19 protein-coding genes are annotated in these 16,129 nt (G+C 60.3%); 7 read left to right on the top strand and 12 right to left on the bottom strand.

Going from position 1 to position 16,129, the window contains the following annotated elements; genetic code table 11:
* The 4 genes from A7J50_RS11315 (at position 1) to tal (ending at position 2,578) form a co-directional block, all read left to right on the top strand.
* Entirely contained in the window at positions 1–945 is a 945-nt protein-coding gene (locus tag A7J50_RS11315; protein ID WP_064451860.1) for an aliphatic sulfonate ABC transporter substrate-binding protein, read from the top strand.
* A 148-nt stretch (positions 946–1,093) separates the two neighbouring features.
* Positions 1,094–1,318: a hypothetical protein gene (locus A7J50_RS11310; protein ID WP_064451859.1), complete on the top strand. Its 225-nt coding sequence runs from the start codon at positions 1,094–1,096 to the stop codon at positions 1,316–1,318.
* Positions 1,319–1,371: 53 nt separating this feature from the next.
* Positions 1,372–1,575, top strand: a complete 204-nt coding sequence (locus tag A7J50_RS11305) for a YciI family protein (protein ID WP_237140900.1) — start codon at positions 1,372–1,374, stop codon at positions 1,573–1,575.
* 79 nt (positions 1,576–1,654) lie between these two features.
* On the top strand, positions 1,655–2,578 hold the full coding sequence (tal, locus tag A7J50_RS11300) for a transaldolase (RefSeq protein WP_064451858.1): 924 nt from the start codon (positions 1,655–1,657) through the stop codon (positions 2,576–2,578).
* A gap of 63 nt (positions 2,579–2,641) precedes the next feature.
* Here the strand turns inward: tal and A7J50_RS11295 are convergent, their stop codons facing one another.
* The 4 genes from A7J50_RS11295 to A7J50_RS11280 form a co-directional block, all read right to left on the bottom strand.
* A complete protein-coding gene (locus tag A7J50_RS11295) occupies positions 2,642–2,998 on the bottom strand; it encodes a lysozyme inhibitor LprI family protein (protein ID WP_064451857.1) in 357 nt (118 codons plus the stop codon).
* A 14-nt stretch (positions 2,999–3,012) separates the two neighbouring features.
* Positions 3,013–4,197: a sugar transporter gene (locus A7J50_RS11290; protein WP_064451856.1), complete on the bottom strand. Its 1,185-nt coding sequence runs from the start codon at positions 4,195–4,197 to the stop codon at positions 3,013–3,015.
* 112 nt (positions 4,198–4,309) lie between these two features.
* Complete coding sequence (locus A7J50_RS11285; RefSeq protein WP_064451855.1) at positions 4,310–4,672, bottom strand: hypothetical protein; 363 nt, start codon at positions 4,670–4,672, stop codon at positions 4,310–4,312.
* 86 nt (positions 4,673–4,758) lie between these two features.
* Positions 4,759–5,757, bottom strand: a complete 999-nt coding sequence (locus A7J50_RS11280; RefSeq protein ID WP_064451854.1) for a bile acid:sodium symporter family protein — start codon at positions 5,755–5,757, stop codon at positions 4,759–4,761.
* Between the two features lie 85 nt (positions 5,758–5,842).
* On the opposite strand from A7J50_RS11280, the gene A7J50_RS11275 reads away from it, so the two are divergent.
* Positions 5,843–6,631, top strand: coding sequence for an AraC family transcriptional regulator (locus tag A7J50_RS11275; RefSeq protein ID WP_064451853.1), 789 nt, complete (start codon positions 5,843–5,845; stop codon positions 6,629–6,631).
* A 142-nt stretch (positions 6,632–6,773) separates the two neighbouring features.
* On the opposite strand, the gene A7J50_RS11270 is transcribed toward A7J50_RS11275, so the two are convergent.
* Positions 6,774–7,787 carry an ABC transporter substrate-binding protein gene (locus A7J50_RS11270; RefSeq protein WP_064451852.1) on the bottom strand — a complete coding sequence of 338 codons (1,014 nt, stop codon included), beginning with the start codon at positions 7,785–7,787 and terminating at the stop codon, positions 6,774–6,776.
* A gap of 149 nt (positions 7,788–7,936) precedes the next feature.
* On the opposite strand from A7J50_RS11270, the gene A7J50_RS11265 reads away from it, so the two are divergent.
* Positions 7,937–8,833: a LysR family transcriptional regulator gene (locus A7J50_RS11265; protein WP_064451851.1), complete on the top strand. Its 897-nt coding sequence runs from the start codon at positions 7,937–7,939 to the stop codon at positions 8,831–8,833.
* On the opposite strand, the gene A7J50_RS11260 is transcribed toward A7J50_RS11265, so the two are convergent.
* Positions 8,834–9,226 carry a RidA family protein gene (locus tag A7J50_RS11260; protein WP_064451850.1) on the bottom strand — a complete coding sequence of 131 codons (393 nt, stop codon included), beginning with the start codon at positions 9,224–9,226 and terminating at the stop codon, positions 8,834–8,836.
* A 164-nt stretch (positions 9,227–9,390) separates the two neighbouring features.
* On the opposite strand from A7J50_RS11260, the gene A7J50_RS11255 reads away from it, so the two are divergent.
* The gene (locus tag A7J50_RS11255; RefSeq protein WP_064451849.1) at positions 9,391–9,822 is read left to right on the top strand and encodes a hypothetical protein; all 432 of its coding nucleotides are present in this window, start codon (positions 9,391–9,393) and stop codon (positions 9,820–9,822) included.
* A 154-nt stretch (positions 9,823–9,976) separates the two neighbouring features.
* Here the strand turns inward: A7J50_RS11255 and A7J50_RS11250 are convergent, their stop codons facing one another.
* From A7J50_RS11250 to A7J50_RS11225, 6 genes are read right to left on the bottom strand one after another with little or no spacing between them, the layout of a single operon-like run.
* Positions 9,977–11,719, bottom strand: a complete 1,743-nt coding sequence (locus A7J50_RS11250) for an ABC transporter substrate-binding protein (protein ID WP_064451848.1) — start codon at positions 11,717–11,719, stop codon at positions 9,977–9,979.
* A gap of 31 nt (positions 11,720–11,750) precedes the next feature.
* The gene (locus tag A7J50_RS11245) at positions 11,751–12,023 is read right to left on the bottom strand and encodes a DUF2160 domain-containing protein (RefSeq protein WP_064451847.1); all 273 of its coding nucleotides are present in this window, start codon (positions 12,021–12,023) and stop codon (positions 11,751–11,753) included.
* Positions 12,024–12,034: 11 nt separating this feature from the next.
* Positions 12,035–12,835 carry a carbohydrate ABC transporter permease gene (locus A7J50_RS11240; RefSeq protein ID WP_064451846.1) on the bottom strand — a complete coding sequence of 267 codons (801 nt, stop codon included), beginning with the start codon at positions 12,833–12,835 and terminating at the stop codon, positions 12,035–12,037.
* A gap of 10 nt (positions 12,836–12,845) precedes the next feature.
* Positions 12,846–13,712 (bottom strand): carbohydrate ABC transporter permease, encoded by an 867-nt coding sequence (locus A7J50_RS11235; RefSeq protein ID WP_005789024.1) that lies wholly within the window; start codon positions 13,710–13,712, stop codon positions 12,846–12,848.
* Positions 13,709–14,806 carry an ABC transporter ATP-binding protein gene (locus A7J50_RS11230; protein ID WP_064451845.1) on the bottom strand — a complete coding sequence of 366 codons (1,098 nt, stop codon included), beginning with the start codon at positions 14,804–14,806 and terminating at the stop codon, positions 13,709–13,711. Before A7J50_RS11230 ends, A7J50_RS11235 begins: the two co-directional genes overlap by 4 nt.
* A complete protein-coding gene (locus A7J50_RS11225; protein WP_064451844.1) occupies positions 14,806–15,900 on the bottom strand; it encodes an ABC transporter ATP-binding protein in 1,095 nt (364 codons plus the stop codon). Before A7J50_RS11225 ends, A7J50_RS11230 begins: the two co-directional genes overlap by 1 nt.
* Between the last annotated feature and the right edge of the window lie 229 nt (positions 15,901–16,129).

The raw sequence follows: 16,129 nt of genomic DNA, 5'->3' as shown, positions 1-16,129 counted from the left end.
ATGTCTATCCGTCGTCCCCTCGCCATTGTTATCGGGCTGCTGGCCTTTTCCGTCGCCGTGAGCGCCGAGGCTCAGGAAACCGTGCGCATCGGTTACCAGAAGTCTTCGACCCTGATCACCCTGCTGAAAACCCAGGGCACCCTGGAAAAAGTCCTCAAGGCCGACAATATCGACGTGAGCTGGCACGAGTTTCCCAGCGGCCTGCCGTTGCTCGAAGCACTGAATGTGGGCAACGTCGATATCAGCGCTGACGTGGCTGACACCGTGCCGATCTTCGCGCAGGCGGCCCAGGCCAAGCTCACCTACTTCGCCCAGGAAGCGCCCTCGCCGTCAGCCCAGGCCATCGTGGTGCGCAAGGACTCGCCGATCCAGCAGTTGGCGGATCTGAAAGGCAAGAAAATCGCGGTAACCAAAGCGGCCGGCACCCACTACTTATTGATCGCCGCGCTGGCCAAGGCGGGCCTGGCCTTCTCGGATATCGAGCCGGCCTATCTGTCACCGGCCGATGGTCGCGCAGCGTTCGAGAACAACAAGGTCGACGCCTGGGTCACCTGGGAACCCTTCCTCACCAGCGTGCAACGCCAGCTACCGACGCGCACCCTGGCCGATGGCGCCGGGCTGGCCAGTTACAAGCGCTATTACCTGACCGGCACGCCTTACGCCAAGGCGCACCCCGAGGTGTTGAAGTTGGTGTATGAGCAGTTGGAAAACGCGGGTAAATGGGTAAAAACCAACCCGCAGGACGCGGCGAAAGTGCTGGGCCCGCTGTGGGGCAATCTGGATGTGGCCACGGTCGAAGCCGCCAATGCGCACCGCAGCTATGAGGTGCAGCCGGTGACGGTGGACCAGTTGGGTGAACAGCAGAAGATTGCCGATGCGTTCTTCAAGGCGGGGCTGTTACCCCAGGCGGTGGATGCGCAGGCGGTGCAGACGTGGACGCCGTGAGGCCAAGCGTCGCGCCTCATTCGTCAAGCGTGCCTTGATATAAAACCTATCGCCGTTTGTTCTGAGAGCCTGTTAGTTATCACAGTAGACGCTCCCTGCGATGCTTCTTAGTCTGAAGTGGTCAACCCACCCTGCAAGGAACATGGCCATGGCATTCGTCGAAGACTACAAAGGTTATCGAATTGAGGCAGGGCCATCCGGCGGTCACTACGACAGCTATGGCAACCTGGTCGGTCAGGCCAACGCCTATCGCGTTCTAAAACCAGATGGAAGCAGGACCGTGAGCCAACCGACGTTAGCTGACTCGAGGGGTTACATTGATACCCAAACCTTGTCTCGTACAGACATGCCTCGCTATCAAGTCCGTGTATAAAATGGGTAGGCCGCCGGTGGGCGTGAACGGTCAAAGAAGGGGAAAGGTTTCATTTGGCCAATGCGTTTGCCGGGCCGTTACTGGGCGCCGAGGGCGAACCGGTGAGTTCGCTGATGGTGGTGGACTTTGATGATCAAGCCCACGTGCAGAAGTGGCTCGCGACAGCGCCGTTTACTCGCAACGGCTTGCTCCATCAGGTAGACGTGCAGCTGTTCCAGAACCGTTGGCCGCAGAAAACCGGCTTTCCTGAGGCTTGACGGGTTGGCGAGCGGGTAAACAAGCGGCTCGGGAAATGGTACAACGGGTGTCCCCTGCCGCCTCTGGAGACCGCCGCCCATGACGTCCAAACTCGAACAACTCAAGCAATTCACCACCGTGGTCTGTGACACCGGCGACCTGGAAGCCATCAGCCGCCTGCGTCCGGTCGATGCCACCACCAACCCGTCGCTGCTGCTCAAGGCCGCCGCCATCCCGGAATACGCCGAGCTGCTGCGCAACGCGGTGAACCTGTCCAAAGGGGATGTGGGCCTGGCGTGTGACCACTTTGCGGTGTCAGTGGGCGCGGGCATTCTCAAAGTGATCCCGGGACGCATCTCCACCGAAGTCGACGCGCGCTTGTCCTTTGACGAAGACGCGCTATGGGCCAAGGCCAACCAATTGATCGCGCTGTACGACCAGGCCGGCATCGGCCGCGACCGCGTGCTGATCAAACTGGCCTCCACCTGGGAAGGCATCCGCACCGCCGAGCGCCTGGAAAAAGCCGGCATCCAGACCAACCTCACGCTGCTGTTCTCGTTCGCCCAGGCCGTGGCCTGCGCCGATGCGGGCGTGTTTCTGATCTCGCCCTTCGTGGGCCGCATCTACGACTGGTACCGCAAAAATACCGGCCTGGACTATACCGGCGCCGAAGACCCGGGCGTGCAGTCCGTGACGCGCATTTATAACTACTACAAAGCCAACCAGATCAACACGGTGGTCATGGGCGCCAGCTTCCGCACCCTCAGCCAGATCGAACAGCTGGCCGGTTGCGATCGTCTGACCATCAGCCCGGACTTGCTGCAAAAACTTGCTGAGGATACCGACCCGCTGGTGCGCAAATTGGTGCCGGGCGCCGAGGGCGAAGCGCGTCAGCAGTTGACCGAAGCGCAGTTCCGCTGGGCGTCGAATGAAGATGCGATGGCGACTGAGAAGCTGGCGGAAGGGATTCGGCAGTTTGCGCGGGATCAGGAGAAACTCGAGGCCGTGCTGGCTGCCTTGTGATAATCCTGCCTATGAATCACAGGCTGTTTATCAAAAGCCGGAAGTAGAATGACGAACAGGGTCTCAGAACGGCCCTTTCGTCATCACCTGCTCATCAATAAACCGGCGCAACATCCCGATCCGCTGCGTATAGGCATCACTCAAGCAACTCACCTGCGCGCCGCACGCACGACGCTGCTTGAGCCACGCGCCTTGCCCGTCCATTAACGAGCCCCGCGCGCCCATGGCCATGAAGTGTTTGTTCAAGTCGTAGAGCAACGCCATTGTCACGTCCTGGTCATTCAGGCCGACGTGCTTGCAGACAGCGATTTCGTCTGGCGCCCTGGCCTTGGCACAGTCGAAACTGGCGGCCGACGCTACAGGGCTGAGCAGCAGCCCGCAAACACCCGTAAGAACTGCAACAGCAAGGGTTTTGATCATCAGACGTTTGCTCCTCAGTGACGCACCACACCCTGCCCGAACCGATGAATCGCCAGGCAATACCCAATTAACGCCAGTGCCGCCAACAACCCGCCTGCCGCGCCGATCCAGGCGAAGCCGAAGTGGCTGCCAACCCAACTGCCCATCAGCGCGCCGCCGCCGATGCCGATGTTGTAGATGCCGGAAAACATGGCCATGGCCACGTCGGTGGCGTCCGGTGCCAGCACCAGCACCTTGGACTGCATGGCCAGGCCGAAACCCATGATCGCCATGCCCCAGACTATGCTCAGGCCGACGAGGTACGACTCGGCGCCGCTCAATGGCAGCATCAGCGCCAGGCACGCGGCGAGCAGGAACACTGCGCTGACCACGAACAGGTGCGGGTTGAAGCGGTGCACCAGGCTGAACAACAGCGAGCCGATGATGCCCGCACCGCCGAATACCAGCAGGATCAGGGTCACCGCGTTGCCGCTCATGCCGGCGACGCCTTCGACGAAGGGTTCGATGTAGCTGTAGGCGGTGAATTGCGCGGTGACGGTCATGGCGGTGAGCACATAGAGCGCCACCAGTGCAGGGCGTTTGAACAACAACGGCAGGCTGCGCAGCGAGCCGGAGTTCTGGCTTGGCAGCGGCGGCAAGGTGCGCGCCAGCCAGAACACCAGGGCGGCGGCGAACGCGGCAATCACCAGGAACGTGGTGCGCCAACCCATGGCTTCACCAAGCAGGCGACCCAGCGGAATACCCAGGACCATCGCCAACGACGTGCCGGTGGCCAGCAGGCCAAGGGCTTGCACCTGTTTGCCTTGTGGCGCCAGCCGCACCGCCAGCGACGCGGTGATCGACCAGAACAACGCATGGGACAAGGCAATGCCGATGCGGCTGACCATCAGTAAGCCAAAACTGGTGGCGACACTGGAGAGAATGTGGCTGGCGATAAACAGGCCGAACAGCACGATCAGCAGCTTGCGCCGCTCAACGTTGCGCGTCAGCAGCATCACCGGCAGCGAGGTCAGCGACACGATCCAGGCATAGATGGTGAGCATCAGGCCGACGCTGGCGATGGGCATGTCGAAGCTGGCGCCGATGGCGCTGAGCAAGCCAACGGGCACGAATTCGGTGGTATTGAACACAAAGGCGGCCAACGCGAGGGCGATGACCGGTTGCCAATTGGCTTGGGGCGTTGCGGCTGAAAGGCTCATTGACGGGCGAGGTACTCTGGCGGTGATCAAACGGCCACGCAGAACAAGCGCCGCCGCCGAGCATTCTATAGGTTTCTCGGCCCTTTGTTGGCGCGGATCGTCGCCGTGGAGCTTATGGCGACGTCATGGTAATCACGTAGTTGCCCGACTGAATCGGTTTGCCGGCGTCGTCCACCAGTTGATAGCGCTGGTCGTAATAACGCCCGTTGCCGCTGTCCGACACCAGCTTCACATGGGCCGTATTGACGCTGGCCACCGGCGTCACATTGCGCACATCGAGGTGGCTGCCGCGATTGGACTGGGCACAGCCGGTCAGTTCCATCACTGCACCGCTGCGCGCATTTGTCGCACACCCCGGCTCGACGATGGCGCCTCTGAACTGAATGGTGCCTTGCCCCACTGTCTGCGCGGCACCACAGGCACCCGCCCATAGGCAAAACAGGCCGGTAAACACCGAAATACCTTTAACGTTCATGCCGACTCTCCTTATTGGGCTCTCAATAAGTAAGTCGTCTGGCCGGCCTTTAACTTGAGGTGATTCGGTCAAGGGTGTGATCTAGATCACGGATCCACCTGCCCCATCAGCTCAGGAATGCTTTCCGGCCGCCGGGCATAGCGCTGGGCCAGCGCCGCACACACCATCAACTGGATCTGGTGAAACAACATCAGCGGCAGAATCAACACGCCCATGGTTGCCCCGGCAAACAGCACCTGGGCCATCGGCACACCCGTCGCCAGGCTTTTCTTCGAGCCGCAGAACAGGATGGTGATGCGATCTTCCTGGTTAAAGCCGAAGGCCTTGCCCAGCACGGTGGACGCGACCAGCACCAACGCCAGCAACACACAGCACGCCACCACCAGGCCGCCGAGTTCCCACAGTGGGATCTGGTGCCAAATGCCTTCGTTGACCGCTTCGCTGAACGCTCCGTACACCACCAGCAGGATTGAGCCTTGGTCGACGAACTTCAGCCAGGATTTATTGCGGCCGACCCACTCGCCAATCCAGCGCCGGGCGATCTGCCCGGCGACGAAGGGCAGCAACAGCTGCACGCTGATTTTCAGGATCGCGTCGACGGTGGAGCCCGCGTCACCGTGCACATTGAGCAACAGCGTCACCAACAACGGCGTAAGAAAAATGCCGAACAGGCTGGAGGCTGCCGCACTGCAAATCGCCGCCGGGATATTGCCGCGCGCCAAGGAGGTGAAGGCAATCGCCGATTGCACGGTGGCCGGCAGCGCACACAGGTAAAGCATGCCCATGTACAGGTCTTTGCCGATCAGCGGCGACAGCACCGGCTTGAGCGCCAGGCCCAGCAACGGGAACAGCACGAAGGTCAGGCTGAATACCAGCAGGTGCAGGCGCCAGTGGCCGGCACCGGCGACGATGGCCTGGCGCGACAGCTTGGCGCCGTGCAGGAAAAACAGCAGCGCGATGGCCAGGTTGGTCACCCAGCCGAAGGCCACGGCGGTTTGGCCACTGGCGGGCAGCAGTGACGCGAGGATCACTGTGCCGATCAGGGTCAGGGTGAAGTTGTCAGGTAGAAAACGTGGGCGGGTCATAAGCAATTCTTCCAGGGGTTGCCAAGAGCATCGTCGCGACTCTAACGTAACGGCTTGTTACCGACTAACGCCAATGAGCCAGTAAATGCCGCCTAAAAGACATGACAAGACGGTTCGACGCAGTGTGCCCGGCCTTTCCAGCCTGCCACGGCCGGTGTATGGGCGTACTGAATCACTGCCCAACCGGGCCCTGACGCGCCGGCACAGTCACCCGTGGGTGCAATTGTCCTACGCGATTTCCGGGGTGCTGGAGATCCAGACCAGCGTCGGCCGTTTCGTCGCACCGCCCCAGCGCGCGGTGTGGATTCCGGCGGGCATGCCGCACCGGGTGTTCAGTTCGCCGCACACGGAAATGCGCAGCCTGTACCTCGATTGCAGCGTCACCACTTGGGCGGCTGAGCGTTGCCAGGTGCTGGAGGTGAGCAGTTTGTTGCGCGAGTTGATTCGCAGCTTCAGCGAACTGCCGGTGGAATATGCCGAGAATGGGCCGGACGGGCGCCTGGCTCAAGTGGTGTTGGACCAACTTGCCGCCGCGCCGCAGGTGGACTTGATGCTGCCGTTGCCCCATGACTCGCGGCTGCGGCAGATTTATCGCAGCCTGAACCTGCACCCGGAGCAGCAAACGACGCTGGGGGCGTGGAGCCAGAAGCTGGGGGTCAGCGAAAAGACCCTCAGCCGGTTGTTCCTGAGTGACACCGGGTTGACCTTTCGCGCCTGGCGCCAGCGCTTGCGCCTGCTGAGCGCCCTGCCCGCCCTGGAACAAGGCGAGCGGGTCACGGATGTGGCGTTGGCGTGTGGGTATGAGTCGACGTCGGCGTTTATCAATGCGTTTCGCCAGCAGTTTGATGCGACACCGGGTGAATTCTTTCGCTGATTCTTAGACGACGAAAATCCAATGTGGGAGCTGGCTTGCCTGCGATGACGGAGTGTCAGCTGACATATTTTGGGCTGACCCACCGCTATCACAGGCAAGCCAGCTCCCACAAGTTGTGCGTATCTCAAGTCAAGCAGGTGACTCAGCTGCCATTCCCGCCATGGGCCTCTTCAAAGAAGTAATCCTTCCAGCTCGCCGCCTTGTTCTTCAATACGCCCAGCGCCTGCAACTTCTCGGCATAGATATAGGTGCGCTGCGGCACGATGGTGAAGTCGATTTCCGGGTCCTGGACGATTTTCTCCACCAGGTCCAACGGCAACTTGGATTCTTCTACACGGATATACGTTTTGGCGGCGGCAGGCTTGTCGGCCTTGATGATCTGCTCGGCCTCGGCCAGGGCATCGTAGAACGCCTTGTAAGTCTTGGGGTTTTCGTCGTGGAATTTCTCGGTGGTGTAAAGCACGTTGAACGACGCCTGCCCGCCCAGAATGTCGTAGGAACTGAGCACCTTGTGCACGTTGGGGTTCAACAATTCCTGGTACTGGAACGGCGGGCTGGAAAAATGCGAATTGATCTCCGAACCGCCGGCAATCAAGGCGGCCGTGGCGTCCGGGTGAGCCAGGCTGATGGAGATGTCGTCGAACTTCTTGTAGTTGGCATCGCCAAACTGCTTGGCGGTTTCAATCTGCAACGTGCGTGACTGGAAGCCCACGCCCGCCGCCGGCACGGCAATGCGGTCTTTCTCGGTGAAGTCCTGGAGGCTCTTCACGTTCGGGTTGTTGGTCAACAGGTAATTGGGCATCGAGCCCAGGGAGGCGATGGCCTTGACGTTCTGCTTGCCCTTGGTGCGGTCCCACAAGGTGAGCATCGGCGGTACACCGGCCGACACCACGTCCAGAGCGCCGGCCAGCAGCGATTCATTCATCGCGGTGGCGCCGGAAATGCTGTTCCACTCCACCTGGATATCCAGGCCCTGCGCCTTGCCGTGTTTTTCGATCAGGTGCTGGTCGCGCACCACATCAAGAATCAGGTAACCGATACCGAATTGTTGGGCGATGCTGATTTTGCCCTCGGCCTGGGCGCCAGGGCTGAGCAAGGTACTCGCGGCCGCGAGGGACGCGGCCAGCAGGGTCAAGGAGGAACGCTTGAAGGTCATGGGGAATTTGCCGCGTTTTCGAGAAGGTGATGAAGCCTAGCGGCGATTTTTAAGACTGGAAAAGAATATCGGGATCTATTCTTATGCAATAAATCCACAGCATCGAGCTGCTATATTGCGCCACTGCTTTCGCCGCCGTGAGTCGCCCCATGCTGCGCACCAACCTCAATGAAATGCTGATCTTCATGGCCGTGGTCGATGGCGCCAGCTTTGTCGCAGGCGGCCAGGCCATGGGGCTCACGCGCTCGGCGGCCGGCAAGGCGGTGATGCGCCTGGAAGACAGCCTGGGGGTGCGTCTGTTGAACCGCACCACCCGCACCTTGAGCCTGACCGATGAGGGCCGCGCGCTTTACGACCAGGGTTTACAGATTCTTGCCGCTGTCGACACCGCGCAAAACAGCATCGGCCAGCCCAGTGGCACGCCACGCGGGTTATTGCGACTGACACTGCCCGACGCCTTTGGGCGGCGCGTCATCCTGCCGCTGCTCACTACCTACTTGAAAGCCTGGCCCGAGGTGCAAGTAGAAGCCAGCTTCACCGACCGCATGGCCGATATTGTCGAGGACGGCTTCGACCTGGCGATCCGCATTGGTGGCGAACATGCCGACCGCCAGTTGATATCTCGCGTAGTCGCACGCTATCGAGCGTTGCTTTGCGCATCGCCCACCTACCTCGCCGAACACGGCACACCTCGTGACACGGACGCCCTCGCCCACCACGACTGTTTATATTTCAGCAGCCGCACACGCAAACAAAGCTGGCGCTTTCGCGACGAACACGGCGAATGGCTCAAGGCCCCCGGCCGCAGCCGCCTGCGCCTGGACAGCGGCGAAGCGTTGCGCGACGCCGCCGTGGCAGGCATGGGCATTGCCCTGCTGCCGGACTTCCTGATCGCCGACGACCTGGCCAACGGCCTTCTACTGCCGGTGCTGCCCGACCTCAACGCCGGCAACGTCGAAATCATGGCCATGTACCCGAGCAAGCGTTACCTGGAGCCTCGGGTACGGCGCTTTATCGACCTGCTTGCCGAACAGCTACCGGACTGATCAATCGGCGTGGGCCACGGCCTTGATCTCGACGATCTGCGCATCCGACGCCAGGTAGTTCACCCCCACCAGCGTTGCCGCCGGGCGATGCGTGCCGATGTAGTCCTTCCACACGGCCACCACCGCCTCGAAATCGCGCTTGGCGTGCACCAGGAAAATATCCACGGCGGCGATGTTCGAACGACCGACACCGAACCCGGCCAACACGTGATCGAGGTTCTCCAAGGTCTTGCGGGTTTGCGCAGCGGCGTCGCCATCGACGAATTCGCCTTCCAGCGTGTGGGAAAACTGCCCGGCGATGAAAATCGTGCCGTTGACGCTATAGCCCTGGCTGACGCTGTGGCCCTCTTCCCATGCAACGCCGTGGTTATAGATAGAAGTCTGAGTGCTCATGTCGTTTTCCTGTGGGGTTGATTGGGGAAACTCTAACAAGGCCATTGGCGAATGGACGTCAACACTGAAGCGAGCACCGTTCGCGCAAAAAATCCCCATGGATGCTGCTCGGCTGGTATTGTGCCGCGCTTTGAAAGACTGCCGAACCTGCGAGGAAATGGACGTTGAACACTGACGATAAAATGACCGGGGACCTGTTCGAGGTGGATAAGCGCCTGTCACTCAAGCCCGTGGTGGACTTCAACACCTACCTGCGCAGCGCCTTCGGCGACGGCCCCTGCACTTGTGTGCGTTGCGCTGCGGCCAACGGCGATGAGACCGGCTATGCGTTCCAGCACACCTTCCACTTTGACGGCAAACCCACCCACCGCCGCTTCGCCTCAACGGCGGGCAGCGATGTGTTGATGGCACTGAAAAAAGCCTGGTTGTCGTACACCAAGACCGAGCTGCCGCTCAGTGGCGTATTGGTGCTGGACACGGTCAAGGAATTCGTCGAGCCGCAGTTGCACAAGCGCCTGGCGCCGCTGTTTCTGGCCAGTGAACTGGTCAAGGATGTGGACGGGGAATTACGCATCCAACCGCAGGCAAGCGCGTAACTTAACGTTTCCCCGCCCCTGGTAAAGCGGGCACTTGTTGTGGCGAGCGGGCTTACCCCGCGTTGGGCAGCGCAGCGGCCCAACAAACGGGTCTGCTGCGCAGTCCAACGGGCGCAAGCGCCCTCGCCACAGGTACAGCGTTGTCGCCTATCAGTTACTGACGCGCCGCCTCCCACTGTTTGAGCAAGTCGTTGTAACTCACGGTTTCCCCTTTCGGTTTCTCGTTGGCCAGTTTCGGCTTCGGCGCGCCCGGCTGGTCGAACCAGTATTGGGCATCACGCTCGGGGTTCATTTTCGGGCCACACACCGGCTGCACCTTGGAGCGTTCCAGGCGCGTCATGATCGCGTCCTGCTCCTTGGCCAGGTTGTCCAGCGCCTGTTGCGGGGTTTTCTCGCCGCTGGCGGCGGCCGCGATGTTGCTCCACCACAGTTGCGCCAGGCGTGGGTAGTCCGGCACGTTGGTGCCGGTCGGGGTCCACTCCACCCGGGCCGGGCTGCGGTAGAACTCCACCAAACCACCGAGTTTCGGCGCCAGGTCGGTCATCGCCTGAGAGTTGATGTCGGACTCACGAATCGGCGTCAGGCCGACGATGGTTTTCTTCAGCGAGACGGTTTTTGAGGTGACGAACTGCGCGTAGAGCCAGGCCGCGAGTTTTTGCTTCTCAGGTGTCGACTTGAGGAAGGTCCAGGAGCCCACGTCCTGATAGCCCTTCTTCATGCCCTTTTCCCAATAAGGCCCGACTGGCGAGGGGGCCATGCGCCATTTCGGCGTACCGTCGGCGTTCACCACCGGCAAACCCGGCTTGGTCATGTCGGCGGTGAAGGCGGTGTACCAGAAAATTTGTTGGGCGATGTTGCCTTGGGACGGCACCGGGCCGGATTCGGAGAAGGTCATGCCCGCCGCTTCCGGTGGTGCGTAGGCTTTCATCCAGTCCACGTATTTTTGCGTGGCGAACACCGCCGCCGGGCCGTTGGTGTCGCCGCCGCGCGTTACGCTGGAGCCCACCGGGTGGCAGTCCTCCACGCGAATGCCCCACTCGTCCACCGGCAAACCGTTGGGCAGGCCTTTGTCGCCGCCACCGGCCATGGAGAACCAGGCATCGGTGAAGCGCCAGCCCAGGGACGGGTCTTTCTTGCCGTAGTCCATGTGCCCGTAGATACGCTTGCCGTCGATTTCCTTGACGTCCTCGCTGAAAAATTTGGCGATGTCTTCATAGGCCGACCAGTTCACCGGCACGCCGAGGTCGTAACCGTATTTTTCCTTGAACTTGGCTTTCAGCTCCGGGCGCTCGAACCAGTCAGCGCGGAACCAATAGAGGTTGGCAAATTGCTGGTCGGGCAATTGATAGATCTTGCCGTCCGGCGCCGTGGTGAAGGAGAGGCCGATAAAGTCCTTGATATCCAGGGTCGGTGAGGTGAAGTCCTTGCCTTCATTGGCCATCAGGTCGGTGATGGATTCAGTTTTTCCATAGCGAAAGTGCGTACCGATCAAGTCGGAATCGTTGACCCAGCCGTCATAGATATTCTTGTCGGACTGCATCTGGGTTTGCAGCTTCTCCACCACGTCGCCTTCCTGCAGCAGGTCGTGGGTCAGCTTGATGCCGGTGATTTCGCTGAAGGCCTTGGCCAGCACCTTGGATTCGTACTCGTGGGTGGTGAGGGTTTCCGACACCACGTTGATCTTCATCCCACGGAACGGTTCCGACGCCTTGATAAACCACTTCAACTCTTCGAGCTGCTGATCGGCCGTCAGCGTGGACGGTTTGAATTCGCTGCCGATCCATTTTTTCGCGGCATCTTCATACGCATCGGCCCAGGCCGTAGCGCTCAAACCGCTGAGGGCCAGTACGGCGGCCAATGAAATGCTATGTCGCAGCTTATTGTTTTTATTCAACATAGAGACCTCCTGGTTGTTTATTCACGGAGCACTAGCCCCAACGCATCACACACAACAGCCACACCAGGGACAGCGCGGTCGCCACCCAGATGCTCCAGCCGGTTACGCCGATCACCAGCAGATGCAGGTAGGCGCTGCCGAGAAGACCGATAAACAAGCGATCACCACGGGTGGTGCTGATCGGCAACAAACCGCGCCGCGGGATACTCGGCGAGCGCAGTTCCCAGGTGGTCATGCCCACCAGCAACAGGCCAATCGCCGCAAAGAACAACGCGGTGGGGGTGGTCCAGGCCATCCATTCCATCATCGACTCCTTTAGACCCGGCCCAGGGCAAAGCCCTTGGCCACGTGGTTGCGAACAAACCAGATCACCAGCATGCCGGGCAGGATGGTCAACACCCCCGCCGCCGCCAGTACGCCCCAATCGATACCCGATGCCGACACCGTACGGGTCATCACCGCGGCGATAGGCTTGGCGTTAACCGAGGTCAGGGTGCGCGCCAGCAGCAGTTCGACCCAGGAAAACATGAAGCAGAAAAACGCGGTGACGCCAATGCCGGAACCGATCAGCGGGATAAAAATCTTCACGAAAAACTTGGGAAAGCTGTAGCCGTCGATGTAGGCGGTTTCGTCGATTTCCTTAGGCACGCCGGACATGAAGCCTTCAAGAATCCACACCGCCAACGGCACGTTGAACAAGCAATGCGCCAACGCCACCGCGATATGCGTATCGAACAGGCCGATAGACGAATACAGCTGGAAAAACGGCAGCAAGAACACCGCCGGAGGCGCCATGCGGTTGGTCAGCAGCCAGAAAAACAAGTGTTTGTCGCCCAGAAAGCGATAGCGCGAAAACGCATAGGCCGCCGGCAGCGCCACACTCAGAGAAATCACCGTGTTCAAGCTCACGTAATACAGTGAGTTGAGGTAGCCGGTGTACCAGCTCGGGTCAGTGAAGATCACCTTGTAGTTGGCAAGGGTGAAGTCCTGCGGAAACAGCGTCAGCCCGCCGAGGATTTCGGTGTTGCTCTTGAACGACATGTTCAGCAGCCAGTAGATCGGCACCAACAGGAACAGGATGTAGATCAGCAACGGTACGACCTTGCGCTTGCTCATGTTGGCGGCCTCAGCGGTTGGCGTCGGAATGGGTCATGGCGGTGTAGAACAGCCAGGACACCAACAGGATGATCAGGAAGTACACCAGGGAAAACGCCGCCGCCGGGCCCAGGTCGAATTGGCCTACGGCCATCTGGGTGAGGGTCTGACTTAAGAACGTGGTGGCATTACCCGGCCCGCCGCCGGTGAGCACAAAAGGCTCGGTGTAGATCATGAAGCTGTCCATGAAGCGCAACATCACCGCGATCAGCAGCACGCTTTTCATCTTGGGCAACTGAATATGTCGGAACACCGCCCAGGCGGATGCACGATCAATCCGCGCGGCCTGGTAGTACACGTCCGGAATCGCCCGTAGCCCCGAGTAACACAGCAGCGCCACCAGGGAAGTCCAGTGCCACACATCCATCACCAGCACAGTGACCCAGGCGTCCATGGTGTTGGCGGCATAGTTGTAGCTGATGCCCATGGCGTTGAGGGTTGAACCGAGCAAACCGATATCCGCGCGGCCGAAGATCTGCCAGATGGTGCCCACCACGTTCCACGGAATCAGCAGCGGAATCGCCAGAATGATCAGCACCAGCGATGACCAGCGGCCCTTGGTGGGCATGGTCAGAGCGATGGCGATACCCAGCGGAATTTCAATCAACAGCACGCAGGCTGAATAGATGAACTGGCGCAGCAACGAGTCGTGCAGGCGCGGGTCGAGCAGCACCTGCTTGTACCAGTCGGCACCGACAAAGTAGCGGCTGGACTGGTCAAAAATGTCCTGCACCGAGTAGTTGACCACCGTCATCATCGGGATCACCGCACTGAACGCCACCAGCAGGAACACCGGCAACACCAGCCACCAGGCCTTGTTGTTCTGCACCTTGTTCATGGCAGCACCTCCAGCAGGTAATCGTCGGCATACACCATCAACCACTGCGTGGGGAAGCTGATCGAGGCTTTGCCTTCCGGCACCGGTTTGTCTTCGGCCAGGCGCACTTTCAACGGCGCGCCGTCGAGGTTGAGGGTGATGATTTTGTAGGTGCCCAGGTCTTCCACATGGATGACGTCGGCCTGCAGGGCGTCGGGGTTGTACTCGTCCCACACGTGAATAAATTCCGGGCGGATGCCGACCTGCAGTTTTTTGCAGTCGGTCTCACGGATACGTTGCTGCAATGCCGCGGATAAAGGCAGCAGCGTCCCGGCAAAACGCACCCCACCGGCTTCGGCCTGCACTTCGATCAGATTCATCCCAGGGCTGCCGATGAAATAGCCGACAAAGGTGTGGCTTGGCCGCTCGAACAACTCGCGCGGCGTGCCGAACTGCACGATCTGCCCGCCGTACATCACCGCGATCTTGTCGGCAAAGGTCGAGGCTTCGAGCTGGTCGTGGGTCACGTAGACCATGGTGATATTGAACTGCTCGTGGATCTGCTTGAGCTTGCGCCGCAGCTTCCATTTGAGGTGCGGGTCGATCACCGTCAGCGGTTCATCGAACAGGATCGCCGACACGTCGTCGCGCACCAGGCCACGGCCCATGGAGACTTTTTGTTTTTCATCGGCGGTGAGGTTGCGCGCCTTTTTGCTCAGCAGGTTTTGCAGGTCGAGGACTTCAGCTATTTCCTGCACCTTGCTGTGAACTTTCGCTTCGGCCATGCCTTGGTTACGCAGCGGAAAGGCCAGGTTGTCGAACACGGTCATGGTGTCGTACACCACCGGGAACTGGAACACCTGGGCGATGTTGCGTTTTTCCGGGGTCAGTTCGTTGACTACTGTGTGGTCGAACAGCACCTGGCCTTCCGAGGGGCTGAGCAGGCCCGAGATGATATTGAGCAGGGTCGACTTGCCGCAGCCAGACGGCCCAAGCAAGGCGTAGGCACCGCCCTGCTCCCACACGTGGTTCATTTCCCGAATGGCGTAGTCCTCAGGACCGCTGGGTGTAGGGCTGTAGCTGTGGGCGAGGTTCTGCAAATGAATCTCGGCCATCAGGCAACCCTCGCGACACGGCGCCCGGGTGCCTGGACCAAACGGCCCTGACCATCGAACACAAACAGTTTATGGGTGGGGATATACACGCGGATCGGTGCGTCGACGTCGTACTCATGCACCCCCGGCAGGTGCAGCACCAGCAGGAAGTGTTCGCTGCGCACATGCAGGAAGGTTTCCGAGCCGCTGATCTCCGCGACCTCCACGGTCACCGCCAGCTCCAGGTCATCGTCGTTGCTCGGCACCAGGCTGATATGGCTGGGGCGCACGCCAAAGCGGAACTCGCCTTCGCCGATGGGGCGCAGGTCGACGTTCAGCGGGAAGTGCACGACATCGGCGAAGCTCACTTCATTGCCGCTGATACGCCCGGGCATCAGGTTGATCGGCGGTTCGGAAAACAGCTCGGCCGCCAGCACGGTCTGCGGCTGGTGATACACCTCGGCGGCCTTGCCGCTTTGGATCACCCGGCCTTCGTGGAGGATGGTGGTGGTGCCGCCCAGGGCCAGCGCCTCGTTGGGCTCGGTGGTGGCATAGATCGCGATGGTGTGGCGGGCCTTGAACAGTTCGCGCATTTCCTGACGCAGTTCTTCACGCAGCTTGTAGTCCAGGTTCACCAGCGGCTCATCGAACAGGATCAACTCGGCATCTTTCACCAACGCGCGGGCCATGGCCGTGCGCTGCTGCTGGCCACCGGACAGTTCGAGTGGGTGGCGCTGGAGGAATTTCTCGATGCGCAGCATCTTCGCGGTTTCCAGCACTTTGCTCTGGATCAGCTCGTTGGACACACCGGCCTGGCGCAACGGCGAGGCGATGTTTTCGAACACGGTCATGGTCGGGTAATTGATGAACTGCTGGTAGACCATCGACACGTTGCGCAGGCGCACCGGCTTTTGCGTGACATCCACGCCATTCATCAGGATGCGCCCGCTGTCGGGCTTGTCCAGGCCAGCCATCAGGCGCATCAGGCTGGTCTTGCCGGACAGGGTACGGCCGAGCAATACGTTGAAGGAACCGGCTTCAAAACGCAGGTTGGCGTCGTCGATCCAGGTTTGGCCTTCGACGACGCGGGAGACATGTTCCAGAGTCAATGACATGACACGCCCTTTTTATTATTGGAATGAATCTGGCAACGATGCAGAGCGAGTTTCGTGCCAGAAGCGGCAGGTGGTTGATCTGTAAGGAAATGGGCGCAATACGCTGTTCAAGCGTGAACACAACTGAACAACCGAGGCTGAACAACTGAACAGGCGCGAGGTTGACAATGAACAGTTCTGAACAACAATTGATTGGCGACACAGATCTAAATTTTTGAACCTGTTCCTC

Source organism: Pseudomonas antarctica, from assembly GCF_001647715.1.
Lineage (GTDB): Bacteria > Pseudomonadota > Gammaproteobacteria > Pseudomonadales > Pseudomonadaceae > Aquipseudomonas > Aquipseudomonas antarctica_A.
Note: the sequence above shows the minus strand (reverse complement) of the source record. Positions and strands in the feature narration are given on the sequence as shown.